This is a genomic window from Bradyrhizobium sp. B117 (assembly GCF_038969555.1).
Taxonomy (GTDB): domain Bacteria; phylum Pseudomonadota; class Alphaproteobacteria; order Rhizobiales; family Xanthobacteraceae; genus Bradyrhizobium.
In genome coordinates this window covers 9436071-9459472 of the sequence record NZ_CP152414.1, presented here as the reverse complement: position 1 = coordinate 9459472, position 23402 = coordinate 9436071, and the positions used below count along the sequence as shown (strand labels likewise).

The 23402-nt window shown below is 65.3% G+C and carries 21 protein-coding genes; 9 read left to right on the top strand and 12 right to left on the bottom strand.

What is annotated here, in order from left to right:
• Positions 1 to 245: 245 nt before the first annotated feature.
• Positions 246 to 623, top strand: coding sequence for a hypothetical protein (locus AAFG16_RS44910; RefSeq protein ID WP_342735582.1), 378 nt, complete (start codon positions 246 to 248; stop codon positions 621 to 623).
• A gap of 92 nt (positions 624 to 715) precedes the next feature.
• Here the strand turns inward: AAFG16_RS44910 and AAFG16_RS44905 are convergent, their stop codons facing one another.
• Positions 716 to 2455 carry a PQQ-binding-like beta-propeller repeat protein gene (locus AAFG16_RS44905; protein ID WP_342735580.1) on the bottom strand — a complete coding sequence of 580 codons (1740 nt, stop codon included), beginning with the start codon at positions 2453 to 2455 and terminating at the stop codon, positions 716 to 718.
• A 1344-nt stretch (positions 2456 to 3799) separates the two neighbouring features.
• Here AAFG16_RS44905 and AAFG16_RS44900 point away from each other — a divergent pair.
• The gene (locus AAFG16_RS44900; RefSeq protein ID WP_342735578.1) at positions 3800 to 4120 is read left to right on the top strand and encodes a hypothetical protein; all 321 of its coding nucleotides are present in this window, start codon (positions 3800 to 3802) and stop codon (positions 4118 to 4120) included.
• An 18-nt stretch (positions 4121 to 4138) separates the two neighbouring features.
• On the opposite strand, the gene AAFG16_RS44895 is transcribed toward AAFG16_RS44900, so the two are convergent.
• Entirely contained in the window at positions 4139 to 4924 is a 786-nt protein-coding gene (locus tag AAFG16_RS44895; protein ID WP_283082553.1) for a DUF4239 domain-containing protein, read from the bottom strand.
• A 272-nt stretch (positions 4925 to 5196) separates the two neighbouring features.
• Here AAFG16_RS44895 and AAFG16_RS44890 point away from each other — a divergent pair, with 272 nt between their 5' ends.
• Complete coding sequence (locus tag AAFG16_RS44890; RefSeq protein WP_342735576.1) at positions 5197 to 6762, top strand: GMC family oxidoreductase N-terminal domain-containing protein; 1566 nt, start codon at positions 5197 to 5199, stop codon at positions 6760 to 6762.
• A 341-nt stretch (positions 6763 to 7103) separates the two neighbouring features.
• Positions 7104 to 7349 (top strand): hypothetical protein, encoded by a 246-nt coding sequence (locus AAFG16_RS44885; RefSeq protein WP_342735574.1) that lies wholly within the window; start codon positions 7104 to 7106, stop codon positions 7347 to 7349.
• 260 nt (positions 7350 to 7609) lie between these two features.
• On the opposite strand, the gene radC is transcribed toward AAFG16_RS44885, so the two are convergent.
• Genes radC through AAFG16_RS44870 form a run of 3 tightly spaced genes read right to left on the bottom strand, consistent with a single transcriptional unit; the run spans position 7610 to position 9302 of the window.
• Complete coding sequence (radC, locus tag AAFG16_RS44880; protein ID WP_342735572.1) at positions 7610 to 8323, bottom strand: DNA repair protein RadC; 714 nt, start codon at positions 8321 to 8323, stop codon at positions 7610 to 7612.
• A gap of 41 nt (positions 8324 to 8364) precedes the next feature.
• On the bottom strand, positions 8365 to 8649 hold the full coding sequence (locus AAFG16_RS44875; protein WP_342735570.1) for an EamA family transporter: 285 nt from the start codon (positions 8647 to 8649) through the stop codon (positions 8365 to 8367).
• Complete coding sequence (locus tag AAFG16_RS44870; RefSeq protein WP_342735568.1) at positions 8607 to 9302, bottom strand: EamA family transporter; 696 nt, start codon at positions 9300 to 9302, stop codon at positions 8607 to 8609. The genes AAFG16_RS44875 and AAFG16_RS44870 overlap by 43 nt, the downstream gene beginning before the upstream one ends.
• A 131-nt stretch (positions 9303 to 9433) precedes the next feature.
• Between AAFG16_RS44870 and AAFG16_RS44865 the strand changes: the two genes are divergently transcribed.
• Both AAFG16_RS44865 and AAFG16_RS44860 read left to right on the top strand, forming a co-directional pair.
• Positions 9434 to 10030, top strand: a complete 597-nt coding sequence (locus tag AAFG16_RS44865) for an Ada metal-binding domain-containing protein (protein ID WP_342735566.1) — start codon at positions 9434 to 9436, stop codon at positions 10028 to 10030.
• Between the two features lie 194 nt (positions 10031 to 10224).
• Entirely contained in the window at positions 10225 to 11358 is a 1134-nt protein-coding gene (locus AAFG16_RS44860; protein WP_342735564.1) for a helix-turn-helix transcriptional regulator, read from the top strand.
• 102 nt (positions 11359 to 11460) lie between these two features.
• Here AAFG16_RS44860 and map read toward each other — a convergent pair whose 3' ends face one another.
• Both map and AAFG16_RS44850 read right to left on the bottom strand, forming a co-directional pair.
• Complete coding sequence (gene map / locus AAFG16_RS44855) at positions 11461 to 12279, bottom strand: type I methionyl aminopeptidase (RefSeq protein WP_283082547.1); 819 nt, start codon at positions 12277 to 12279, stop codon at positions 11461 to 11463.
• A 119-nt stretch (positions 12280 to 12398) separates the two neighbouring features.
• On the bottom strand, positions 12399 to 13715 hold the full coding sequence (locus AAFG16_RS44850) for a mechanosensitive ion channel domain-containing protein (RefSeq protein ID WP_283082546.1): 1317 nt from the start codon (positions 13713 to 13715) through the stop codon (positions 12399 to 12401).
• Positions 13716 to 13922: 207 nt separating this feature from the next.
• Between AAFG16_RS44850 and AAFG16_RS44845 the strand changes: the two genes are divergently transcribed.
• Positions 13923 to 15716, top strand: coding sequence for a potassium/proton antiporter (locus AAFG16_RS44845; protein ID WP_283082545.1), 1794 nt, complete (start codon positions 13923 to 13925; stop codon positions 15714 to 15716).
• Positions 15717 to 16024: 308 nt separating this feature from the next.
• The gene (locus tag AAFG16_RS44840; protein ID WP_342735559.1) at positions 16025 to 16285 is read left to right on the top strand and encodes a hypothetical protein; all 261 of its coding nucleotides are present in this window, start codon (positions 16025 to 16027) and stop codon (positions 16283 to 16285) included.
• 161 nt (positions 16286 to 16446) lie between these two features.
• On the opposite strand, the gene modC is transcribed toward AAFG16_RS44840, so the two are convergent.
• From modC to mepA, 5 genes are all read right to left on the bottom strand, one after another.
• Positions 16447 to 17109, bottom strand: coding sequence for a molybdenum ABC transporter ATP-binding protein (gene modC / locus AAFG16_RS44835; RefSeq protein ID WP_283082543.1), 663 nt, complete (start codon positions 17107 to 17109; stop codon positions 16447 to 16449).
• Positions 17110 to 17111: 2 nt separating this feature from the next.
• Complete coding sequence (modB, locus tag AAFG16_RS44830) at positions 17112 to 17807, bottom strand: molybdate ABC transporter permease subunit (RefSeq protein ID WP_342735557.1); 696 nt, start codon at positions 17805 to 17807, stop codon at positions 17112 to 17114.
• 39 nt (positions 17808 to 17846) lie between these two features.
• The gene (gene modA, locus AAFG16_RS44825) at positions 17847 to 18632 is read right to left on the bottom strand and encodes a molybdate ABC transporter substrate-binding protein (RefSeq protein ID WP_342735555.1); all 786 of its coding nucleotides are present in this window, start codon (positions 18630 to 18632) and stop codon (positions 17847 to 17849) included.
• 191 nt (positions 18633 to 18823) lie between these two features.
• On the bottom strand, positions 18824 to 19327 hold the full coding sequence (locus AAFG16_RS44820) for a hypothetical protein (protein ID WP_283082540.1): 504 nt from the start codon (positions 19325 to 19327) through the stop codon (positions 18824 to 18826).
• A gap of 316 nt (positions 19328 to 19643) precedes the next feature.
• A complete protein-coding gene (mepA, locus tag AAFG16_RS44815) occupies positions 19644 to 20588 on the bottom strand; it encodes a penicillin-insensitive murein endopeptidase (protein ID WP_342735551.1) in 945 nt (314 codons plus the stop codon).
• A gap of 636 nt (positions 20589 to 21224) precedes the next feature.
• Here mepA and AAFG16_RS44810 point away from each other — a divergent pair.
• On the top strand, positions 21225 to 23387 hold the full coding sequence (locus tag AAFG16_RS44810) for an EAL domain-containing protein (RefSeq protein ID WP_342735549.1): 2163 nt from the start codon (positions 21225 to 21227) through the stop codon (positions 23385 to 23387).
• Positions 23388 to 23402 lie beyond the last annotated feature (15 nt).

Below are 23402 nucleotides of genomic sequence, written 5' to 3'. Positions count from 1 at the left end.
TGATGAAATCGGCCGGGGTCGCGGAGATCAGAGTGAATCAGGCGCCGTGATCAGCGCGTGACTCCAGCGTGATCCCCCTAAATCTGGCACCTTGTCCGCCCGGCGCATGTGAACTGGCTTACAGCCTCGGCGGGAAACGAGCGGCAGGATAGCGGCGGGGCCGGCGCCGGCCGGGGCCGTCCCCAAGGGAACTGGCGGGGCCGTCAGTCGGTTGACGAGCCGGAAGGTCCGGCAAGGAGCCCTGCATGGCCAAGCGTGTCCTCGCGATCGGCATCGAACCCGGCAACGCGGATTACGACGCGTTCCCGCAGCTCACGCCGGAGCTCGTGCGCAACTACATCGAGGCGCAGCTGTTGCGCCTGCGCGATCTCGGCTTCGAGGTCACGAGCTGCCTGATCGACCTCGACGCGACGGCGGAAGCCGCCGTGACCGCGGCGCTGCGCGACGAGCGCTTCGACTGCATCGTGATCGGCGCCGGCCTGCGCGAGCCGAAGGAGCGGCTGCTGCTGTTCGAGAAGGTGCTCAACCTCGTCCATTGCCTGGCACCGGACGCGGCGATCTGCTTCAACACCACGCCCGCGGACACCGCCGAGGCCGTGCAGCGCTGGATCGCGCCCCGCTGACCGGCTCGCGACGACCGTGAAGATGGCGTGTATCGGTTCGGCAACGCAACCGCCCGCTGACCACGCAGGCGTTGTGTGCGAAAACGTCCCCCCTACTGTCCGTCCACGGAGAAGGCGAGCAGCACGTTGCCGGGCGCGGTACCATAATTTGTGTAGCCCGAGTTGACGTAGAGGATGCCCCCGGCGATCACCGGTCCCGGTCCATCGAGCGAGCCGCCATGCGCCGATACGCCGTTCACGGTCGCATAGTCCCGCATGGTGTCGACGTCCCAGATGATCTCGCCGCTCTTGGCGGCATAGGCCCGAAGGTGGCCGTCCAGTCCGCCGGAGAACACCACACCAGGAATCGCGGTTACCGCAGCCGACTGCGCAGGGCTGCATCCCGGCCGATCTCCGCAGCCTGGATGTGCCGCGTGCCAGACGATCTCGCCCGTCGCCTGGTTCATCGCGTACAGCCCGCCGCCCTGACTTGGATCGAGCTTCATGGGTATCCCAAAGACCGATTTCTGCGCGCCGGCGGTGGCCGGCGGCACGGCCTTCAGGCCGACATCCGACACCGCGACATAGACGTTGGCATCATCCGCAGCCGAGCCCCATTGCACGCCGCCGAGCGTACTGCCGAGTCCCACCCGGCGCTGCCAGATGATGGCACCATCGCGGTCCGGATCGAGCGCGTACACCATGCCGGATTTCTGGCCGGCAACCAGCGCACGACGTCCGTCAGGTAGATCGACCAGGATCGGAGAGGAGCCGAAATCGAAATCTGGACCCTTGGTGCCGGGGCAGTTGGCGCGATACTGGCTGCCGCACGCGATGTTGTAGGCATCACCCTCGGTCATCTGCCGCGACCAGGCGAGCCGTCCGGTGCCCAGATCGAAGGCCACAAACGCGTCGGAGGTCGTGGAGGCCGGGTCCAGATAACTGTCGCCCGTCGTCGCATAGATCCGATTTGTCTTGAGGTCGATGGTCGGCGACGACCAGATGGCCCCGCCGGAGGGTCCGAAGAGTTGGACACCGATCTCGTTGAGGCGGATTGGCTGGGCCGGCGGGCTGACATAGCCGCGCCACAGCACCTCGCCGGTCCTGGTGTCGAGCGCGGCAATCAGACCGCGGAAGGTGCAGCACGAATAGCGTGGATCGATCGCCAATACCTCTTCGACGGAGGAGACTGGCACATAAAGCACATGATTGGCCAAGGTCGGCGCTCCCGTGATCACGGCCCCCGCATGCGCATCGACACGTGTCCTCCACAGCAGCTTCCCGCTCTCGGCATCGAGCGCATAAGCCTCACCGCGTTGATCGCCGAAATAGGCGGTCGTGCCCCGCTCATCCTCGCCGATGGTGATCGCGGTGCGTACGCCGAAGCCGGCGTCGAACACCCAGCGCTGGCAGCCAAGTCTGGCATCCAGCGCATAGACCTTGCCTCCCGCACTGCCCACGAAGACCCGACCGCCCCAAACCGTCGGCTGCGCGTAGGCTCTGGTATCGCCGGGAAAGCCGAACGCCCATTTGAGCTTCAGGCGCGGAACATCGTCCGGCGAAAGCTGGGCCATGACAGCAGGTTGAAAGCGGTGTTGAGCGATGTCGACGCCCCAGCCGTTCCAGCGCGGCAACGAAGCGTCCGCAAGCGCTGGGCCCCGCTCACCGCATGTGGAATCCGGTAGTGGCGGCTGCTGCTCCGGTGGTGTCCCGACGAGATAGCGAACGATTTCCTGAATGTCGTGTTGGCTCAGGTCGCGTCCCTGCTGGCTCATCATGCCGAACATCAAGGCAAAGCTCACCCGCTCGGGCCTGAATTGCCGCAGCGCGTTGGCGTCAGGCGCGCGTGCCATGCCACCCTCGTGGCACGATGAGCAGTGCGTGCGGTAAAGTGCCTCGCCACGCGAGCTTGGCGCCTCCTCCGCATGATCCGGAAGCACGCCGGTGAGCAATATGCCCACTCCAAGCAGGAGACGTGCGAAGAGAGTGTATCCAGAGCGGTGCCTGGCCGTACTCGTCATTCTCGCCACCCTCGTCATAACGAAGCGCGCTTCGGCAACAGAAGATCAGCGCGCGTGGTCGTCAAGGCGTATCACGAATAAACAACCAAAGCGAGCATGAGGGGCAGATTACCGGTGTCTGATCATCGGGATCAAACAATGTCGTCGGGTTGCGAAGCGCCATGATGGCCTCGGCGCCAACTACCTTGGCCTTGGTTCAACTCGCGGCAATCAAGCTATGGCTGCGTCTTGGTGAGTCCACGTCCTAGCACTACTTTGGCAGAATTAGCTTTCGCCGTTGTCGAAGCGCGACAAAATCAACAACCTGCCCAAGCAGTGCTACCGCACAAGAGTGGTCCGGGACCAGTAACCGTTGTAGCTACGGTACTGAATTTGAAAACCGCGCTTTCGCAGATTGTGACCGATCATTCGGTTCATCCATCCGTGCCCTATCAGGGCCGTTTCGTCCGCGCCTTCAGATTGCATAAGCTTTTCGGTTGCTGCGCGAGCACGCAGACGAAATGCGGTAATGTCCTCATCTGCAGGAGCGCCGCATAGCCATGTTATCCTGCCAATTGCGGTCCATGCGCTAGAGTTCATACGCAAAGGGATGGTTGGGATGGTGATAGCTGCCTCGTTGAACAGCGGATCGCTGTACACCCTATCTGACTTAAGCAATGCCCTTGCCGATTCGGAGGCCCTCGGTAGGGAACTCGAGATCACTTTATCGATCCCGGCAGATTCAAGCCATTTTACGAGCGAATTAGGCGGCCAATCCATGATCCCTGCTGCATCGTATGCCTCGACCCAGCACCGGTAGTCCTGACGCGAGAGTGCCGCCTGCGGACGACAGGCCGGCTGACCGTGCCGTATCAGGTGGATGCGCTGTGTCATGCCTATACTGTTCCACTTTCGAGGGTCTTATAAAAGTTAGTTTCGCGGACGTTCAGGCCAGCGGCGGTCTTCCGGACGGTGGGAATGGAAGCGATACGCGTTCGCACCTTCTGGAGCGAGTACGTGGCTCTCTCATATGTCAACTTTCGTGGAAAGAGCGGTCCGGGCCCGGGGGCACGCCGATTCTGCCAAAGTAGTGCTAGGGCGACCTCTGTCGGTACTCGGAGCCGCAAGGCAGGCGATTTGATCTGGCCTGAATCCATGGCGGGCGTTAAGATTCGCCTCACCACAGGGAGGGCGAGCATGCTTCGAGGTCTTGGTATTGGAAGTTTTGCAATCGCGGCATGTCTGACGGTCGCGATGGTGATGCCGGCGCATGAAGCGGCGGCCCAGGATGCCCTCGGCGGCGCGATCATTGGTGGTGTCGGCGGGGCGATCCTCGGAGGCGCGCTCGGCGGCGGCCGCGGCGCGGCAATCGGCGCCGTCGTCGGTGCCGGCACGGGAGCTGCCATCGCCTCCGAGGGCGAGCGCCGTCGCTCCGGCTATTACGCCTATCAGCGCGGCTGCTACATGCAGCGCCCCGACGGCTATTACGTCCGGGTCGATCCCCGCTATTGCTATTAAGGCTCGAGCCCTCGCGCTTTAACTCTTCGCGCCCGCCGGCATGATCTGGAGCAGCGGCTCCGGCTGGATCGAGATCTGCCCGGCGAACGGCCGGTCGTGGGCGGCGATGAGCAGCACCGAGGTGGCGACGCCGGTCGCGAACAGGCCCATCGCGATCGCCGATCCCAGGCGGTTGTCGCAATGAACGAGCCCGATCACCAGGAGCGCGCAGGCGGCCTGCAGATACAGGCACCACCATTTGACCGGATTGACCGCGGCGAGGCTGACGATGATCCGCTGCCGCCGCGCATCCAGTGCCTGCTCCAGCGCGGCGAGCAGCTCGCGCTGCACGTTCGCCTGCCCCGTGCCCTGCGGCGTCATGGCGACGACGAGCTGCAGGGCTTCCGCGAGCGCCGGCGGTGTCACCTTCAGCGAGGCTTGCTGATGCGCCATCATCGGCCATTCCACCGCCACTGCCTGCCCGACATAGTCGCGCACGAGACCACTCAGCTTGGTCTCCTGCTCCGCCGGCAGGCCGGCGGCGAGCAGCACGACGCTGCGCAGCGCGCTGGCCTCGCGGCTCACCGCGGCGCTGGCGCGGTCGCTGTCGCCCCAGACCTGCGCCGCGATGAAGGCGACGAACAGGCCGAAGATGATGCCGAGCACCGGCAGCATCCCCGGCGAGATCGCCTTCAGCGATTTGGCGCGCTCCTCCGTCGCGGCCAGCGCGATGCCGGAGAAGATCGCCGCGGCGAGGAAATAGGTGAATCCAAAGATCACCAACGCCATCAAGGGCACAGGCAGATTGTGCAGCCAGTCGCTCATGCTGCTCTTGTCGCCTGATTTGGTGCCCTAGATCAACCGCATCCCGCGCAAACTCGCACGCCCGCTTCTGCCGACGATGATGTGGCGTGCACGGCAATCCCGAGCGGCTTGGCAATGTCGATAGCAGGGGACGTGGACAGGGGACTGTAAGAAGTGACCGATTGTGATCATCACGTTAGCCTTTGAAGGCGTGTGCCATTTCACTCACGAGTGATCATCAGCGGACTTCAGCTCTCACCTCAAAGGACTAAACCATATCGAGGGAGAACGAGATGGTTACATACAGCCACATCATTATTGGGGCCGGGTCCGCTGGCTGCACACTGGCCAGCCGTCTGACGGAGGACCCCGACACGCGCGTGCTTCTGCTGGAAGCCGGTGGCTGGGATCGTGATCCGCATATCCACGTCCCGCTTCTGTGGCCGCGGATGTTTTTCAAACAGCGGAACGACTGGGGCTTCTTCACCGAGCCTGAAGCGAGCATGGGCGGCCGGCCCATCGAATTCGCGCGCGGCAAGGTCATCGGCGGTTCATCCTCGACCAACGCCATGGCCTACGTGCGTGGCCATCGCAGCGACTATGACCGCTGGGCGTCGGCCGGGCTTACCGACTGGTCCTATGCGCACGTTCTTCCCTATTTCCGGCGGCAGGAGTCATGGGAAGGAGGTGCAGATGCCTGGCGCGGCGGCGACGGGCCGCTCACCACGCGCTTCAGCCGCTACCAGGACCCTCTCGTGGACGCCTTCATGGCAGCGGGAGAAGCAGCCGGCCATCCGGTCACACCGGACTACAACGGCGCACAACAGGAAGGCTTCGGCCGTTGGCAATCGACCATCCGCCGTGGACGGAGATGCAGCGCGGCCGTTGCCTATCTGCGGCCGGCGCTGCGGCGCGGCCGGATCGACATCGTCACGGGTGCCCGGGCAAGCTCCATGATCTTCGAGGGCCGACGCGCGGTCGGCGTCGAGTACCTGCACGGCGGCAGGACGCAGACAGCATATGCCGATCGCGAGATCATCCTTGCCGCCGGCGTCATCGGTTCGCCGCATCTGTTGATGCTGTCGGGCATTGGCGATCCCGACGTGCTTCAGCGCCACGACATTCCGGTCCGCATGGCGCTGCGCGGCGTCGGACAGAACTTGCAGGACCACATCTCCGCGCCGGTCGCCTATGCTCGACGCGGCGCCGGTCCGTTGCACAGACGCATGCGCGCCGACCGGATCGCGATCGATCTCGTGCGGCAACAGCTGTTCGGCACCGGCATCGCGAGCGACCTGCCCGCGGCCGCCATGGCGTTCCTGAACACTGGGGTCGGCGGCAACGTGCCGGATGTGCAGTTCCTGTTCGTCGCGCTTCCCATGACGGCCGGACCCTACTTCAGCCCGGTCGTGCAGCCCTATGCCGACGGCTTCTCCTGCCGGATCGTCCTGCTCAGGCCGGAGAGCCGAGGGCGTCTGGACCTCGTTTCGCGCGATCCATCAACCGCCCCACGGATCGTTGGCAACTATCTCGCGACTGATCACGACCGCATCGTCCTGCGCGAGGGCCTGCGGCTGGCGCGCGACGTCGGGCATCAGCTTGCGCTGAAACCGTTCATTGCCGCCGAAGTGGCGCCGGGCCCGGACAACTGGTCGGACTCCGGGCTCGACGCCCATATCGCGGCCACGGGTATCACCGTCCATCATCCGCTTGGCACGTGCCGCATGGGACCGGAAAGCGATGGAATGACCGTTGTCGACAGCGAGTTGCGCGTTCATGGGTTGAGAACCTCTGCGTTGTCGACGCATCGGTCATGCCGGACATGGTTGGCGGTAACATCAACGCAGCAGTCATCATGATCGCGGAAAAGGCTTCTGATGTCTTGCGAGGCAGGCCGGTCCTCGCTCCAACGCCCAGTTGTTGAGGGGCTCTCCCCAATCGCGTCGTTCTGCGAGGTTCGCGGTCAGGTTCGCTTGAGTTAGCCCCAAAGTTACCCCCAACAGTCGACGCCATTCAAATCAGCCGCATCCCCTTCAGGCTCGCATGCCCGTTCTTGCCGACGATGATGTGGTCGTGCACCTGCAATTAGTGGCCGCCGCAGCCGCGTAACAAGTGAGGTGAACGCCAGAACGCCACTGCCGCGCCACCAAATCGCCCAACGACTCAACGACGCATGTTGCATCGGGCCGGGGCGATGCGCATGGGTGGTGTAGTGATGCGCGATTGGTCCAATCTTTATGTGACTGCGTCCGTGAGCGGACTGATGGTCACGATGCTTTTGCTTGGCGCGATCCTCGCTCGAAATGTCGGACCGGCGGAGAAGAAAGGCGTCCGGATCATCGCTGTGTCAGAGCACAGCGAGGCCCGCACCCAGACAACTTCCGAGAACGGTGGCGGAGCCACGGTAGATTTTGGTGTCGCGGACCTTAGAGGGTCGCTGCCGTAGGGAAGTGATCGTCGGCCCGCCCTGCCGAGCCCGCAGAGAGACCTTCCGGCGTCGCCCCCGCGCCGCCGAGGAACCCGATGAAGGAGCGCCGGTTCATTGCCCAGTCCCTCCCGTGCTTCCGGCCGAAAGGATAGCACACTTTGGTACGGCAGGAGACTGCTGCGCTGCGGGATTTGCAGACGGTCAATCGCGTCGTTTTGCGAGGTTCGCGGTAAGGTCCGCTTTAGCCTCCAAGATTAGCCTCCAAGAGGGGACGCCATTCAAATCAGCCGCATCCCCTTCAGGCTCGCATGCCCGTTCTTGCCGATGATGATGTGGTCGTGCACGGCGATCCCGAGCGGCTTTGCGATGTCGATGATCGCTTTGGTCATCTGAATGTCGGCCTGCGAGGGTGAGGGATCGCCGCTGGGATGATTGTGCACCAGGATCAGCGCGGTCGCGGACAATTCCAGCGCGCGCTTGATCACCTCGCGCGGATAGACCGGGGTGTGGTCGACGGTGCCGGTCTGCTGCACCTCGTCGGCGATGAGCTGGTTGCGCTTGTCGAGGAACAGCAGGCGGAATTGTTCCTTGTCGGCAAACGCCATGCTGCTGCGGCAATAGTCGATCACCTCGTTCCAGGACGACAGCGCGTTGCGGCTGTTGACCTCGCCCTTGGCGACGCGATGCGCCGCGGCCGCGATCAGCTTGAGCTGGTTGATCGCGGATTCGCCGACGCCGTCGACCTCGCGCAGGCGCGCCACCGGCGCGTGCACGACCTCGGCGAACGAGCCGAATGTCTTGATCAGCGTCTTCGCCAGCGGCTTGGTGTCGCGCCGCGGCAGCGCCGCAAACAGCGCCATCTCCAACAGCTCGTAGTCGCTGAGCGCGTCCGCGCCGGCGCTGTAGAAACGCTCGCGCAGCCGCTCGCGATGGCCGTGATAGTGCGGCGCGTCCTCCGGCTTGCTCTTGTCGTGGTCTGGCTTGGCGGGCATCGGGCCCGGAGCATCGCCGCGGATTGCCGTTTTTGCAACCTTCAATTGCCCCGGCCGGTCCGCGCCGATGGCGGCATCGTGATGGCGACGACCCCGGCGAGGATCAACGCCATTCCGGCCATGCTCGACCAGGTGAAGCGCTCGCCCAGCCAGGCGATGCCCAGCGCCACGGCGAATCCCGCGCGCAGGTAGCTCCCGCTGGTGGTGCCGAGCGGGCCGAGCGTGCGGATCAGGCGGAAATAGATCACCATCGCAAAGGCCGTGCAGATGACCGCGAGGATGATCACCGCCGCGATGGCATCCGCGGTGGGGGCGGCAGCGCCCATGGCCGTTCGAGGACGGCAGCCGCGGGCAGCATCAGGATCGCAGCGCAACTCATCGCGCCGGCCGCCGTGACGATGGCGGGACGCTTCGAGAACCGCTGGCCCCACATGGGTGCGAGCGCATAGCACAGGCTGGCGCCCACCACGGCCGCCTGCGCCAGCGGCGCCGTCGTGCCGATCCCGGACAGCGCGTCGGTGCCGATCGTAAGCGCGACGCCCGCAAGGCCGAGCGCGACACCGATGATCTTCCACCTGGTGACGGCCTGCCGTCCGCGTCCGGTCATCATCGCGATCGCGAGCACGAACATCGGCGGGGTGGCATTGAGCACGCCGGCAAGACCGCTTGCGATATGCATCTCGCCCCAACTGATCAGGGTAAAGGGCAGCGCGCTTTGCAGCAGTCCCTGCACGAAAAAGGCGGCCCACACTGACCCTCGGCGGGGAAGGGCGTGTCCCTGCGCATGGGCAATCCCGACCAGAAGGATGGCCGCGATCGTCACGCGCGCGGCAACCATCGTGAACGGCGGGATCGCTGCGATCGCGACCTTGATCAGCGTGAACGAGCTGCCCCAGATCAGCGAGAGCAGCAGCAGAAGCCCGATCTCGATGACGAGAGTGATTTGTCCTGACGTCGTTCGTTGCGCCTGCGTGCTCATGCGAATCTGCTCCCGGATGGACCGGGACCATGATCCGGCGCGGCGGCGCAGGCTGGCTGAATTCGGACCTCATCGCCCGACCGAGTCCGATTTCAGCTACCCGGCGAGGTCGGATGAATTATCATTGCATCATGGCGAAGGTTTCCGCGCAGCCATCGGCGTTGCCACCGCATCTCGACTGGGCGACCTGCGACAGGGCGCGCCTCGCGCGTGCGCGTGCCTTCGATGGCCTGTTCTTTTCCGGCGTTCGCTCGACGAAGATCTACTGCCGGCCGGTCTGTCCGGTTCGCCCGGCGCGCTCCGAGAACGTCACCTTCTATGCGACAGCGGCGGCCGCCGAGCGCGCCGGCTTCCGTCCGTGCCTGCGCTGCCGGCCGGAAACGGCGCCGGGCTCGCCGGCCTGGATGGGCACGGCCACCACCGTCGCGCGCGGGATGCGCCTGATCAATGACGGCTTTCTCGATCGCGCGTCGATGAAGGACCTTGCGGAAGTCTTGGGAGTGGGCTCACGCCATCTGCTCCGCCTGTTCATGCGTCACGCCGGTGCGAGCCCGAGCGAGATCGCCGCGACCCGCCGTGTGCAGGAAGCCAAGCGTCTGATCGACCAGACCAGCATGACATTGGCGGAGATCGCCTTCGCCGCCGGTTTCGGTAGCGTGCGCAGATTCAACGATGCATTTGTCGCGACCTACAAGCGGCCGCCGTCGTCATTCCGTCGGCGGCGATAGTAGTTTGGTTGTCATTCCGGGGTGCTCGCTGCTGCGCAGCACGCCGGAATGACGGGGTATTACGACCCGACCTGCTTCTCGCTGTGCCGCTCCGACAGCGTGAAGGTCTCGTCGCCCACACCATCCTCCATTCGGAGGACGTCGTTCTTCCAGGATACCGCTACCAACCGATCGGATGATGGAGCTGCCGAACGATGGTTGACGTGGATCTGGTATCGCACCTGATCGGGGACATCTACGATGCCGCCCTCGATTCAGCACTATGGACCGACGTCCTCGAGCAGACATGTCAGTTCGTCGGCGGAACGGCAGCATCGCTCTACTCCAAGGAGGTCGTCGCGCGGCAAGGGGCGGCCCGATACAACTGGAACATGCCCGCGGATGCCCTCACCGCATATTTCAACGATCATGTGCGGTTCGATCCGGTCACCGTTAGCCAGTTCTTTTTCGAGGTCGGGGACATCTACAGCATCGCTGATCTCATGCCCTACGAGGAATTCGTCGCCACGCCGGTCTACCAGAAGTGGGCGAAACCCAACGGCTGGGTCGATCATCTTGCCGCGACCCTCGACAAATCGGCGAACGGCTTCGCCCTCTTCGGGGTGTTTCGCAACGAAAGGCAGGGGCTGGTCGACGATGGCATGCGCCATCGGATGCGGCTGTTGGTCCCCCATATGCGGCGCGCCGTGCTGATCGGGAACGTGATCGACGTTCACAGGGAGGGGTCGTCAGCCCTGTCGGATGCCTTCGATGCGATCGGCTCCTGCGTCTATCTCGTCGATAGCTCTGGCCGGATCGTGTTCGTCAACGAGGCCGGCCAGGCGTTGTGCGACAGCGGAACGGTCTTGAGCCGCCCGCGAAACGTGCTGACCGCCGTCGATCCTCACGCGGCCCGCATCCTGCGGGACCTCCTGGTTGCCGCGAACGACGGCGACGGCGCGATCGGCGTCAGCGGGATCGCGGTGCCGCTGTTGGAGCAGTCGGACCATGGCTGGTTTGCCCACGTGCTGCCGCTCACCTCGGGCGCCCGCCGTCGGCAAGGCAGGGTTCATTCGGCCGTGGCCGCTATCTTCGTTCGCAAGGTCTCGGCCTACGCACCGCCGCCGCTCGAAACGGTCGCCAGGCGCTACAAGCTCACACCCGGCGAGGTTCGCGTTCTTCAGGCCATGATGAGTGTCACCGGCGTGCCGAAGACGGCCGCGGCGCTAGGGATCGCCGAAACCACGGTCAAAACCCATCTGCAACGTCTGTTCGCCAAGACGGGCGTGCACCGCCAGGCCGACCTGGTGAAGCTGGTTGCGGCGCATGCGGATCCGTTTCGCGCCTGAATCGTTCCGCCCGGCATCTGATGCGTCATCACGCGACGGCGTCGCCGGATGGCGCCGCGTGGTCGGCAAGCTCGAACGTCTCGATCGAGCCGGAGTCTGAAATCAGCCGATCTGCTTTTCGCCGTGCCGCTCCGACAGCGTGAAGATCTCGACGCCCGTGGCGGTGACGCCGACCGAGTGCTCGAACTGCGCCGACAGCGAGCGGTCGCGGGTCACCGCGGTCCAGCCGTCGGACAGGATCTTCACATGCGGCTTGCCGAGATTGATCATCGGCTCGATGGTGAAGAACATGCCGGGCTTGAGCTGCACGCCCTCGCCGGGCCGCCCGATATGGATGATGTTCGGCTCGTCGTGGAACATGCGGCCAAGGCCATGGCCGCAGAAATCGCGCACCACGCTCATGCCCTGCGGCTCGACAAAACTCTGGATGGCGTGGCCGATGTCGCCGGTGGTGGCGCCGGGTTTTACGGCGGCGATGCCGCGCATCATCGCCTCATACGTCACCTCGATCAGCCGCTCCGCCTTGCGCGCGATCGGGCCGACCGCATACATCCGGCTGGAATCGCCGTACCAGCCGTCGACGATGAAGGTGACGTCGATGTTGACGATGTCGCCCTCTTTCAGCGGACGGTCGCCGGGCATGCCGTGGCAGACCACGTGGTTGAGCGAGGTGCAGGTCGAGTAACGATAGCCGCGATACATCAGTGTAGCCGGATAGGCGCCGTGGCTGAAGGCGAAGTCGCGGACGAATTCGTCGATCTTCGAGGTCGGCACGCCGGGGCCGACGATGTCGGTGAGCTCGTCGAGGCACTTCGCCACCAGCGCTCCTGCCTTGCGCATGCCGGCAAAGGCGCTCGGCCCGTGCAGCTTGATCTGTCCCGTCTTGCGCAGGGAGGTGTCGGTGGCTTCAACGTAGCTCATGCGGGTGCTATCTTCTGAAATGGTCTCGATATCGGCGGAAAGGCTTGATTTCAGGCCCTAATTTAATGATTGCCGGCCTTCATGCAAGCCGAGCGTGGTCTTTGCGCCCGAAAGCGGGCCTAATTCGGGACTTCTACGGTGGTTTCGACCGGCAGGGCGCCGCCGCGGACGCGGATTTCGCGGACGGGGTAGGGAACCCGGATGCCCTCGCGCTTGAAGGCGTCCCACAGCGCCAGCATGACGTCGCTCTTGACGTTGTCCATGCCGTCGGGGTCCGCGATCCAGAAGGTCAGCGAGAACTTCATCCCGGCCTCGGCGAATTCGGTCAAAATGCTGTTCGGCGGCTTGCCCTTCGTCGCGCGCGGATGGGCGGCGGCGGTCTCGGCGGCGAGCTTGGTGACCACGCGCGGGTCGGCGTCGTAATTGGTGCCGAAGGCGATCTTCACCAGCGTGTTCTTGTCGGTATAGGTCCAGTTGACGACCTTCTGCGTCACCAGGTCCTCGTTCGGCACCAGGAATTCGCGGCCGTCGCCTGCGGCGACGGAAATATAGCGCGTCTTCATCGCGCTGATGCGCCCGGTGTTGTCGCCGATGGTGACGAGGTCGCCCGGCTTCACCGACTTGTCGGCGAGCAGGATGATGCCCGAGATGAAATTGGCGACGATCTTCTGCAGGCCGATACCGATGCCGACGCCGACCGCGCCGGAGAATACCGCGAGCGCCGAGAGGTCGATGCCGACCGCGCCGAGCGCGATCACGATGGCGACGGCAAGCAGCCCGATGCGGATGATCTTGACCAGCAGCACCTGCACCGACGGGGTCAGATCGGTGGTCGAATTGATCCGGCTCTCGGCGAAATTGCTGGCGATGTTGGTGGCCCAGAGCGCGATCAGCAGCAGCGCGCCGGCCTTGATGACGAGGAGCGGCGTCAGCCTGAGGCCGCCGAGCACGATGGCGAAGGAATCGAGCAGATCGACGGTCGAATCGAGCTGGCCGATGATGGACAGCGCCGCGACGAACCAGGCGGTGATCGAGACCAGCTTGACGATGAAGGCGTTGCGCAGGACCGAGGTCACCAGCCGGATCACGAGCCAGGCCAGCCCCATCTTGGCCGCGACCATCAGCAGATAGGAGCGGCTCGGCCAGGTCGCATGGTACATCACCACGCGGCAGACGATCACGAGCAGGGTGAACACCGCCGTTGAGGCGCTCGACATCATCACCCGCGAGAAGTGCCGCAGCGGCAGCGGCCAGCCCATCGCCAGCGATGTCATGTCGACGCGATTGCGAATGCCGGCTTCCGCGGCATAGGCGAGGCCGGCTGCCGCGAGAATGAGACCAAATTGCAGGTAGAACCAGGGCGAGGAAATCTCCGCCCCGACGCTGCGCGCGGTCGTCTGCACGAACTCCATGAAGTCTTTGAGGTCCATGTCCATCGGTCTCGTCGGAAGGCGGGGAGAGGATTGATTCGAGGGCGCCGCAGAATCCCACAAAGGGTGCGGCCCGGCCATCGATACACCGTGAAGTGAGGCGCGTTAAGGCCGCAAAATACGGGCAGATTGCCGCGAGCCGCGAAAATGGGTTGGCGCGGGGGAATGCCGACGATAAGGATGAAAATCCAGCGATTTGTACCCGGAAGGTGGATGGCCTCCCTCGACTCCTTCAGCCTCGCCATTTTGCTCGGCGCCGTCCTGGTGATGGCCGGTATCCTGTCGAGCCTGCTTGCGCTGCGCTTCGGCGCGCCCTTGCTGCTCGTCTTCCTTGCCATCGGCATGCTCGCCGGGGATTCCGGCCCCGGGCAGATCCAGTTCAATGACGTCGGCACCACCTATCTGGTCGGCTCGGTGGCCCTCGCTTTGATCCTGTTCGACGGCGGCTTGAAGACGCGCTTTGCCAGCATCCGCACCGTGCTCGCCCCGTCCCTGGTGCTCGCTACCGTCGGCGTGCTGCTGACCGCGCTGGTCACGGCGCCGTTCGCGAAATTTGCGCTCGATCTCAACTGGGCGGAATCGCTGCTGGTCGGCGCCGTGGTCGCCTCGACCGACGCCGCCGCCGTGTTCCTGCTGGTGCACACCCAGGGGCTGCGCCTGCGCCCACGCGTCGGCGCGACGCTTGAGGCGGAATCCGGCACCAACGATCCGTTCGCGATCTTCCTCACGCTGATGCTGGTGGAATACATCTCGCTCGGCTCGAGCTCGCCCGGCCATGTGCTGATGGAGTTCGTCCAGGAGGCGGTGCTGGGCGCCGTCGTCGGCGTCATCGGCGGACGGCTCGTCGTCATCGCGCTGAACCAGGTGGCGTTGCCGCAGGGCCTGCATGCGCCGTTCGTCACCACTGGTGCGCTGGTGATCTTCGGCGGCTCGCAGATCATGCATGCCTCGGGCTTTCTCGCGGTCTATCTCGCCGGCATCATCATCGGCAACCGCCCGACCCGCGCGCATAATTCGGTCGTCACCTTCCTCGATGCCGCGACCTGGCTGGCGCAGATCGTGATGTTCGTGCTGCTGGGCCTGCTGGTCTCGCCGAGCCGGCTCGGCGCCAGCGTGCTGCCGGCCGTCGCCGTCGCGCTGGTCCTGATGCTGGTGGCCCGGCCGCTCGCGGTATTCGTGTGCCTCGCGCCGTTCCGCTTCAACTGGCGCGAAAAGATCTTCATCGCCTGGACCGGCCTGCGCGGCGCGGTCGCGATCTTCCTGGCCTCGATCCCGATGCTGGTCGGCTTGTCAAAAGCCTATCTCTATTTCGACGTCGCCTTTGTCGTCGTCATCATCTCGCTGCTGCTGCAGGGCTGGACGCTGGCGCCGGCCGCGCGTAAGCTGCACGTTGCGCTGCCGCGCGCCGAGCGTGGCCCGCGCCGCGTCGAGCTCGATCTGCCCGGCCAGCTCGAGCAGCAGCTCGTCGGCTATCCGGTGCGATCCAAGAGCCTCTATTTCCGCCGCGGCCTGATCCCGTCCTGGTCCAAGCCAACCTTGGTGATCCGCAACGAGAACATCCTGACGCCGACGGAAGCCGATCCGATCGCGCCCGGCGACTACATCTATCTGCTGGCACCGCCGGAGAAGGCCGAGGCGCTCGACCGCTTCTTCGTCGACATGCAGCCGAGCTCGGCGCCCGATCCGCATCTGCTCGGCGACTTCATGGTCTCCGGGGAGCACACACTGGCCGAGCTTGCCGAGATCTACGGCGTCAAGATCAGTGAGGACGAGGGCAAGCTGACGCTCGCCGACTATTTCGACGTCCATCTCGACCGCGCGCCGAAAGAGGGCGCCGAGCTGCCGCTGGACGCGATCGTGCTGGTCGCGCGCAGCATCTCCGGCGGCCGCGTCAACGTCGTCGGCTTGCGCCTGCCCGAGGACGAGGAGCCGCCCGCGCCGCTGACGCGCCGGCAGGCGCTGCGGCGCAAGCTGGCGGATGTGTGGACCTCGGTGGCGGGGGTCTGACGCCACCGTGGACGCTGCTGCCGTAGGGTGGGCAAAGGCGCCCTTGCGCCGTGCCCACCAAAAGAAGACGTGGGCACGGCGCGCGAAGAGCGCGCCTTTGCCCACCCTACGAAGGGGTCGTCGCTGCGCTTGCAATGCTGGTGCGTGCTGAATGCGCTCCGATGGCGTGGTGCAGTTCGCACGAAACCGCCGCCAAATCGCCGCAACCGCTGAAGATTTGCGCGCCTTCGTGACCGCCGGTTCCGGAACACCCTGCTGCGTTGCTCGTTCTTCGCGTGACGGTCAACGTCTTTGACAGGAGCAGTTCCATGCGAAGTTTCATCTTGCCTGCCATCGTCGCGATCGGTCTCGGATCGGCTGCGCCGGCGATGGCCTACGACACCGGCGACCAGATCTCGATGCAAGTCGCGCTCGACGTCGCGACCGACATCGGCGTCATGACGGTCTCGCACACGAACTTCCTCGGCGATGAATGGCAGATCGAAGGCCGCGACCGCAGTGGTCGCTGGATGGAGGTCGATGTCGATGCCCGCACCGGTGAGGTTCGCAACGTCGATCGCGGCTGGTAGACACACCTCGCTGTCATTGCCCGCGAAAGCGGGCAATCCAGTATTCCAGAGACGGTGCGCGGACACGGAGCAGCCGCGGCGTACTGGATGCCCCGGTCGAGCCGGGGCATGACTGCGGTGGTGAGGCAAGGACGGGACGTCACCAGCACACGCACGTCGCCCTACGTCAGCACCTTCACCCCGCCGAACGACGTCACGCGACCCTGCTTCAGCATCACGATTTGCGTGGCAAGCTGGCGCAGCTCGGCGGCGTCGTGGCTGACATAGACCATCGGAACATTGGCTTCGTCGCGCAGCCGCACCAGGTAGGGCAGGATCTCGAGCTTGCGGCCCTCGTCGAGCGCGCCGAGCGGCTCGTCGAGCAGCAGGAGTCGCGGCTTCGACAGCAGCGCGCGGCCGAGCGCGACGCGCTGGCGCTCGCCGCCGGAAAGCTTTCCGGGACGGCGGTCGAGCAGCGCGCCGATGTCGAGCAGGTCGATGATGCGCTTGTGCTGGCCGGGATCAGGCGCAAGCCCGTTCATGCGACGGCCGTAGTCGAGATTTTGCGCGACGCTGAAATGCGGAAACAGCCGCGCGTCCTGGAACACATAGCCGATGCGGCGGCGATAGGTCGGCACATGGATGCCGGCCGCGGTGTCGTCGACGGTGTCGCCGTCGATCACGATGGTGCCGCGATCGGGCCGCAACAGCCCGGCGATCATGTTGACCAGCGAGCTCTTGCCGGCGCCCGAGGCGCCGAACAGGCCGATGACGCGGCCCTCGCCGGTGAAGGATGCGGACAGCGAGAACTCGCCGAGCTTCTTTTCGATGTCGACGCGCAGCATGGTCAATTCCCGTGCAAGCGCTGTGTGGCGCGGCGGGCGAACCATTCGGCGGCGATCAGCGCGCCGATCGCCAGCACGATCGAGACGATGACGAGCCGGCCCGCCGCCGCATCGCCGTCGGGCGTCTGGATCAGCGAATAGATCGCCGAGGAAATCGTCTGGGTCTCGCCGGGGATGTTGGAGACGAAGGTGATGGTCGCGCCGAACTCGCCGATCGCCTTGGCAAAGCCCAGCACCATGCCGGCGAGCACGCCGGGCAGCGCCAGCGGCAGCGTCACGGTGAAGAACACTTTCCACGGCGCGGCGCCGAGCGTCTCGGCTGCCTGCTCGAGCCGGCGGTCGATCGCCTCGATCGACAGCCGCATCGGCCGCACCAGCAGCGGAAACGCCATCACGCCGCAGGCGAGCGCGGCGCCGGTCCAGCGGAATGCGAACACGATGCCGAGATGATCGGCGAGGAAGCCGCCGACCAGGCCGCGGCGGCCGAAGGTGAGCAGCAGCAGATAGCCGGTGACGACAGGCGGCAGCACCAGCGGCAGATGCACGACGGCATCGAGCACCGACTTGCCCCAGAAATCCTTGCGGGCGAGCAGCCATGCCAGCGCAATGCCGAACGGCGTTGCGACCAGCGTGGCAATGACGGCGACCCTGAGCGAGAGCAGGATCGCCGTCCATTCGGCGGGAGAAATGTCGAGCATCAAGTCGTAATATCAGGTGGCAAAATCAAGTCGCAAAAATCAGGTTGTCGGGCTGACCAGGAACTTGAAGCCGTATTTTTCCAGAATGGTCTTGGCGGCCGTCGAGCGCAGGAAGGCGAGGTAGTCGTTCGTCTCCGGCTTCGCGGTCGTGGTCGCCGCAACTGGATAGATGATCGCCGGATGCGAATCCGCCGGGAAGGTGCCGACGATCTTGATACCGGGCTCGACCTTGGCGTCGGTGGAATAGACGATGCCGAGCGCGGCCTCGCCGCGGGCGACCAGCGTCAGTGCGGCGCGCACGCTCTCGGCCATGGCGAATTTCGGCTCGGCGGCCTGCCAGGCGCCCAGCTTCTCCAGCGCGGCCTTGGCATACTTGCCGACCGGCACCGACTTGACGTCGCCGGTTGCGATCTTGCCGTCGCCGGCGAGCTTGGCGAGGTCGAAGCCTTGCGCGATGGTGACGTTGTCGACCTTGGAATCCTTCGGCGCGATCAGCACGATGCTGTTGCCGAGCAGGTTCACGCGAGTCGGCTCGTTGATCGTCTTCTTGGAGATCGCGTAGTCCATCCAGTCGGTATCGGCCGAGACGAACACGTCGGCCGGCGCGCCCTGCTCGATCTGCTTGGCGAGCACCGAGCTTGCGGCATAGCTGACGCTGAACTTGACGCCGGTCTTGGCGGTGTAGGCGGCGTCGATCTCGTCGAGCGCGTTCTTCATCGACGCCGCGGCGAACACGGTGATGGTCTTGTCCTCGGCGGCTGCAGGCGAGAGGCTCGCGCCCGCGAGGATGACGAAGGCGGTGAAAAGTCCGGCAATACGAATCATGGATGCGCTCCGTGCGAGCTCGCGCGCGCAAATGCACACGCAAATCTGGCGTTGGGTTAGGTCTGGTCGCGACGGGCGGAAGCGCTGTTCCACGTGTCCCCGCAGCGGCTTACGGCCGGCGGGGATATCGCAGTGCAAACATAGCAGGCCGGGGCTTCAGGTCAAAGGCGACCGTTTGACCGACGGAGGATCTATTGGGCCGGCAGGATCGCGATCGACAGCGCATTATCCTTGGCGCCGCTGACCTGGAGCACGAACGGCTTGTCCGAGAGCTCGTATTTCATGGTCTTGCGGATGCCGTCGCAATCGGTGGCGCCGCTAAACGCCACGGGCTTGAGGAAATGCCCGTCCTGGACCACGTCGACCCAGGCCCCGCTGGACAGGCTGATCGTGTAGAGCCCGGCCTTCGCCGTCTTGATGCTGGTGAAGCCGGCAAAGGTACCGTCCTTCGGCGCCCGCTCCGGCGGCGTCGGCAGCTTGGCCTCCTGCGGCGCGACCAGCCCCAGCGTGATGGCGGCCGCCGGCAGCGCGGCCTGCTCGGCCCCCGAGGCCAGCTTGGCACGATCCGGCGCCGTCAGCGCCGCGCGCTCGCGCTCGATCGGCCATTTGAACTTGTCGCAGCCACTCGGCTCCTCGGCAGCCAGGGCGGAGGTCACGCTGAGCGAAAGCACAGCGAGGAGGGTGAGGACGCGCATGTCAATTCTCATCGTTGGCCGCGCGAGGGCGCGGCTTGCGGTCAGGGTTGTTGATGGACGGGATGCGCATCCCGAAATGCCGCGGGCTTACGGCCTCGGGGCAGTGCATTCTACCGCATTCCAGTGGATAGGAGCCAGTCATGACTCCGTCATCCCGGGGCGCGCGCAGCGCGAGCCCGGGATCCATAGCCACAGGCGGGTGTGGTTACCGGGATTCGGAGTGACCTGCGTCGCGCCACAACCGCTCCCTGTGGTTATGGGTCCCGGGCTCGCTTCGCGCCCCGGGACGACGCCGAGAGTGAGGCAACAGCACGCCCTACGGCTTCGCGTCCCCTGCATGCAGCACCGCCTTGCAGGCCGCGGGCATCTGCGCCAGCGTCATCGGCGGTTTCGGCTTCGGCGGCTCCGGCGGCGGTTTTGGATGCAGCACGGCGTCCGAGAACCAATAGGCGAGGTCGGACGGCGTGCAGCCCTCGTCCTCGGATTGCGAGGGCTGGCCCTCGCAGTCGCCGGCGCCCGCCGGGCAGCGCATGCGGATGTGGAAGTGATAGTCGTGGCCCCACCACGGCCTGATCTTCGACAGCCAGGAGCGGTCGCCCTTGGCCTCGCGGCACAGCGCCTTTTTGATCGCGGCATTGACGAAGATGCGCTGCACCGCCGGTTCCTGTGCCGCGTCGCGCAGCACCAGCACATGGCTAGGTGTGAACACCTTCGGATCGATGTCGAGCCGGTCCTGCCGCACCATCATCACCGCCGACATCTCCTCGCGCTCATCGCGCGAGAGCCGGCGATCCGGCATCGGCGTCAGCCAGATGTCGGCGTCCAACCCGATCTGGTGGCTGGCATGGCCCGACAAGGCAGGGCCGCCGCGCGGCTGGCCGATGTCGCCGACCAAAATGCCCGGCCAGCCCGCGTCCTTGTGCGCCTTGGCAGCCAGGCGCTTGATCAGCGCGATCATATCAGGGTGGCCGTAATTGCGGTTGCGCGACAGCCGCATCACCTGCCAATTGTCGCCGTTGAGCGGCATCTGCGTGGCGCCGCCGATGCAGCCCTTGCTATAGGAGCCGACGACATGCGCCGGCCCCGTCGAGGGCAGCAGTTTTCGCGCGAACAGCTCCTTGGCGCCGAGATGCGGATCGTTCGGATTGGCCAGCGGCGGCAGCGGCTTCGGGGTGACGCTGCCCTTGTCCTGGGCCAGCGCGTCGCCGGCGGCCAGGAGCGTCATGACGAGCAGGATGAGGGCGATGCGGCGGGGACTCATGCTGACATCCTTATAACCCAACGCCGCGCCAGGGTTAAGGATGAGGCTTGTCAGGCGGGCGCCGCCTCACGCCGTCTTTACAGCCGTCATGGACGGGCGACATCATGCCCTCGCGCGAGAGGGCATTTCGTCCTGACATTTTTTATGACGCGGCTCGCGCGGCGCGCATGCGGCGGAGCTGTTCGCACTGGTCCAGCGCGAGGGCACGCGCAACACCCACCATCCATATCTCGAACTAGCTTGGTCAAAAGTCGCAGATTTTCCGGCGTCGCCGTGCGATTTTTAACGGCGCGATAACCGTATCCTGCTTTGACCAAAATTCGTGCGCGGAGCGAGTCCCGCCACGATCCTGCATGCAATCGGACGCGCGTCCGGAATTGATTCATGGAGAGCGCGCGTTTTTGCATCGTGTCTATTTCCGATCGCGACAAAGCGCCCGGTCCGGTGCGCCGTTTGGCCCGTCTGCGCCTCGTAAACAGGCATGGCAACCGGGTCTTCGGCGGCCGGGGCGCGGCCACACCACCAAAGATTACTTTTTTTTCAGACACTTGCTCCAACACTTGCGGCCGCTGGGCGCGGCTAGGACGTGTGAAGTTGAGTTTGGGGTCTCAAAAAGCAAAAAAGCGAAAGCAAAGCGTGCGCGCCGGGGCTGGCCGACAGCCCCGCAAGCCGCGCTTTTCGCGCGCGCGTCCTGCCGAACGCGACCAGCTCGTGCAGAGCCGCGCAGAGGCAGAGGCCGCAATCGCGGACGCGCGTAAATCGCATGAGCGGCTGCGCCAGGCCGTCGACCTGCTGCCGCAGGGCATCGTGATCCTCGACCCCGAAGGCCGCTACGTCCTCTGGAACAAGCAATATTCCGAGATCTACAGCAAGACCGCCGATCTGTTCGAAGAGGGCGCGCGCCTGGAAGACACGCTGCGCGTCGGTGTCGCCCGCGGCGACTATCCGGAAGCCGCCGGCCACGAGGACGAGTGGATCGCCGAGCGGCTGAAAAAGCTCTATGAGCCCGGCAAGCGCCACGAGCAGAAGCTGGCGGACGGCCGCGTCATCCTGATCGAGGAACGCCGCACCGACGACGGTGGCGTCGTTGGCCTCCGCGTCGACATCACCGAATTGAAGCAGCGCGAGGCCTCGTTCCGCCTGCTGTTCGACGGCAATCCCGTGCCCATGATCGTCTGCGCGCTGGACGACGAGCGCATCCTCGGCGTCAACGACGCCGCGATCGCGCATTACGGTTATAGCCGCGCCGAGTTCGAGAAGCTGACGATCCGCAGCCTTCAGGCGTTCGAGAGCGAGTCGCCCTGGACCACGGATCGCTCAAGCGACGAGCAGGCAGCGCGCACCTGGAAGCACGTCAAGGCCGACGGCGCGCTGATCGACCTTGCGATCTATTCGCGCGAATTGACCTATGCCGAGCGGCCCGCGGTGCTGCTCGCGCTGATGGACATCACCGAGCGCAAGCGCGCCGAGGCGCGGCTCGCCTTCATGGCCCAGCACGATGGCCTGACCGGCCTGCCGAACCGCAATCTGCTGCGCCAGCAGGTCGACGAGATGCTGCTGCACACGCGGCGCAGCGCCGAGAGGGTCGCGCTGTTGATGCTGGGGCTCGATAATTTCAAGGCGGTCAACGACACGCTGGGGCATGCGATCGGCGACAAGCTCTTGCGCGGCGTCGCCAAGCGGCTGCGCTCGACGCTTCGCGAAGAGGATGCGTTGGCGCGGCTCAACTCCGACGAGTTCGCGATCGTGCAGGGCGGGCTGACGCGGCCCGAGGATGCGGCGGGCCTCGCAAAACGCCTGCTGGAAGCCATCTCCGACCCCTATCTGCTCGACGGCCATTCCGTGGTGATCGGCGCCTCGATCGGCATCGCGATGGCGCCGGGCGACGGCGACGACTCCGAGAAGCTGCTCAAGAGCGCCGACATGGCGCTGTCGCGCGCCAAGCAGGATGCGCGCGGCAGCTTCGCCTTCTTCGAGGCCGCGCTCGATGCAAAAGCGCAGAGCCGGCGCAAGATCGAGGTCGAGCTGCGCGATGCGATCCGTAACGATGTGCTGCGCCCCTATTATCAGCCGCTGATCGACCTCCAGAGCGGCCGCATCACCGGTTTCGAGGCGCTGGTGCGCTGGCCGCATGCCGAGCGCGGCATGGTCTCGCCGGCCGAGTTCATCCCGGTCGCCGAGGACACCGGCCTGATCAATCCGCTCGGCGGATTGATGCTGCGCCGGGCGTGCCTGGATGCCGCGAGCTGGCCGGACGACGTCCGCGTCGCCGTCAATTTGTCGCCGCTCCAGTTCCGCAGCGGCAGCCTGCTCGCGATGGTGACGGATGCGCTGAAACAGTCCGGCCTGCCGCCGCGCCGGCTCGAGCTCGAGATCACCGAGACGCTGCTCTTGGAGAAGAGCGCCCAGGTGCTGGCGACGCTGCATGCGCTGCGCGCGCTCGGGGTGCGCATCTCCATGGACGATTTCGGCACCGGCTATTCCAGCCTCAGCTATTTGCGCAGCTTCCCGTTCGACAAGATCAAGATCGACCAGTCCTTCGTGCGCGACCTCGGCGCCAACCGCGAAGCGCAGGCGATCATCCGCTCCATCGTCAGCCTCGGCAAAGGCCTTGGCGTCACCATCACCGCCGAGGGCGTCGAGACCGAAGCCGAGCTGAGTTGCCTCCGCGCCGAAGGCTGCGACGAAGGCCAGGGCTTTCTGTTCAGCAAGGCCCGCCCAAATGCGGAGATCATCAGCCTCCTGGCCGCGCAACGCGGCATCGAGGCCGCCGACGACAACGCCGCGCTGGTGGCGTGAGGCGGTTGCGCCGCA

What these genes read in the sequence shown, in the direction of transcription:
- AAFG16_RS44860 (WP_342735564.1), top strand. Translation starts at nt 10,225, where the DNA reads ATGGTTGACGTGGATCTGGTATCGCACCTGATCGGGGACATCTACGAT.
- AAFG16_RS44865 (WP_342735566.1), top strand. Translation starts at nt 9,434, where the DNA reads ATGGCGAAGGTTTCCGCGCAGCCATCGGCGTTGCCACCGCATCTCGAC.
- AAFG16_RS44910 (WP_342735582.1), top strand. Translation starts at nt 246, where the DNA reads ATGGCCAAGCGTGTCCTCGCGATCGGCATCGAACCCGGCAACGCGGAT.
- AAFG16_RS44895 (WP_283082553.1), bottom strand. Translation starts at nt 4,924, where the DNA reads ATGAGCGACTGGCTGCACAATCTGCCTGTGCCCTTGATGGCGTTGGTG.
- map (WP_283082547.1), bottom strand. Translation starts at nt 12,279, where the DNA reads ATGAGCTACGTTGAAGCCACCGACACCTCCCTGCGCAAGACGGGACAG.
- AAFG16_RS44850 (WP_283082546.1), bottom strand. Translation starts at nt 13,715, where the DNA reads ATGGACATGGACCTCAAAGACTTCATGGAGTTCGTGCAGACGACCGCG.
- AAFG16_RS44845 (WP_283082545.1), top strand. Translation starts at nt 13,923, where the DNA reads ATGGCCTCCCTCGACTCCTTCAGCCTCGCCATTTTGCTCGGCGCCGTC.
- AAFG16_RS44820 (WP_283082540.1), bottom strand. Translation starts at nt 19,327, where the DNA reads ATGCGCGTCCTCACCCTCCTCGCTGTGCTTTCGCTCAGCGTGACCTCC.
- AAFG16_RS44840 (WP_342735559.1), top strand. Translation starts at nt 16,025, where the DNA reads ATGCGAAGTTTCATCTTGCCTGCCATCGTCGCGATCGGTCTCGGATCG.
- modA (WP_342735555.1), bottom strand. Translation starts at nt 18,632, where the DNA reads ATGATTCGTATTGCCGGACTTTTCACCGCCTTCGTCATCCTCGCGGGC.
- modC (WP_283082543.1), bottom strand. Translation starts at nt 17,109, where the DNA reads ATGCTGCGCGTCGACATCGAAAAGAAGCTCGGCGAGTTCTCGCTGTCC.
- AAFG16_RS44875 (WP_342735570.1), bottom strand. Translation starts at nt 8,649, where the DNA reads ATGGGCGCTGCCGCCCCCACCGCGGATGCCATCGCGGCGGTGATCATC.
- modB (WP_342735557.1), bottom strand. Translation starts at nt 17,807, where the DNA reads ATGCTCGACATTTCTCCCGCCGAATGGACGGCGATCCTGCTCTCGCTC.
- AAFG16_RS44870 (WP_342735568.1), bottom strand. Translation starts at nt 9,302, where the DNA reads ATGAGCACGCAGGCGCAACGAACGACGTCAGGACAAATCACTCTCGTC.
- AAFG16_RS44890 (WP_342735576.1), top strand. Translation starts at nt 5,197, where the DNA reads ATGGTTACATACAGCCACATCATTATTGGGGCCGGGTCCGCTGGCTGC.
- radC (WP_342735572.1), bottom strand. Translation starts at nt 8,323, where the DNA reads ATGCCCGCCAAGCCAGACCACGACAAGAGCAAGCCGGAGGACGCGCCG.
- AAFG16_RS44885 (WP_342735574.1), top strand. Translation starts at nt 7,104, where the DNA reads ATGGGTGGTGTAGTGATGCGCGATTGGTCCAATCTTTATGTGACTGCG.
- mepA (WP_342735551.1), bottom strand. Translation starts at nt 20,588, where the DNA reads ATGAGTCCCCGCCGCATCGCCCTCATCCTGCTCGTCATGACGCTCCTG.
- AAFG16_RS44900 (WP_342735578.1), top strand. Translation starts at nt 3,800, where the DNA reads ATGCTTCGAGGTCTTGGTATTGGAAGTTTTGCAATCGCGGCATGTCTG.
- AAFG16_RS44905 (WP_342735580.1), bottom strand. Translation starts at nt 2,455, where the DNA reads ATGGCACGCGCGCCTGACGCCAACGCGCTGCGGCAATTCAGGCCCGAG.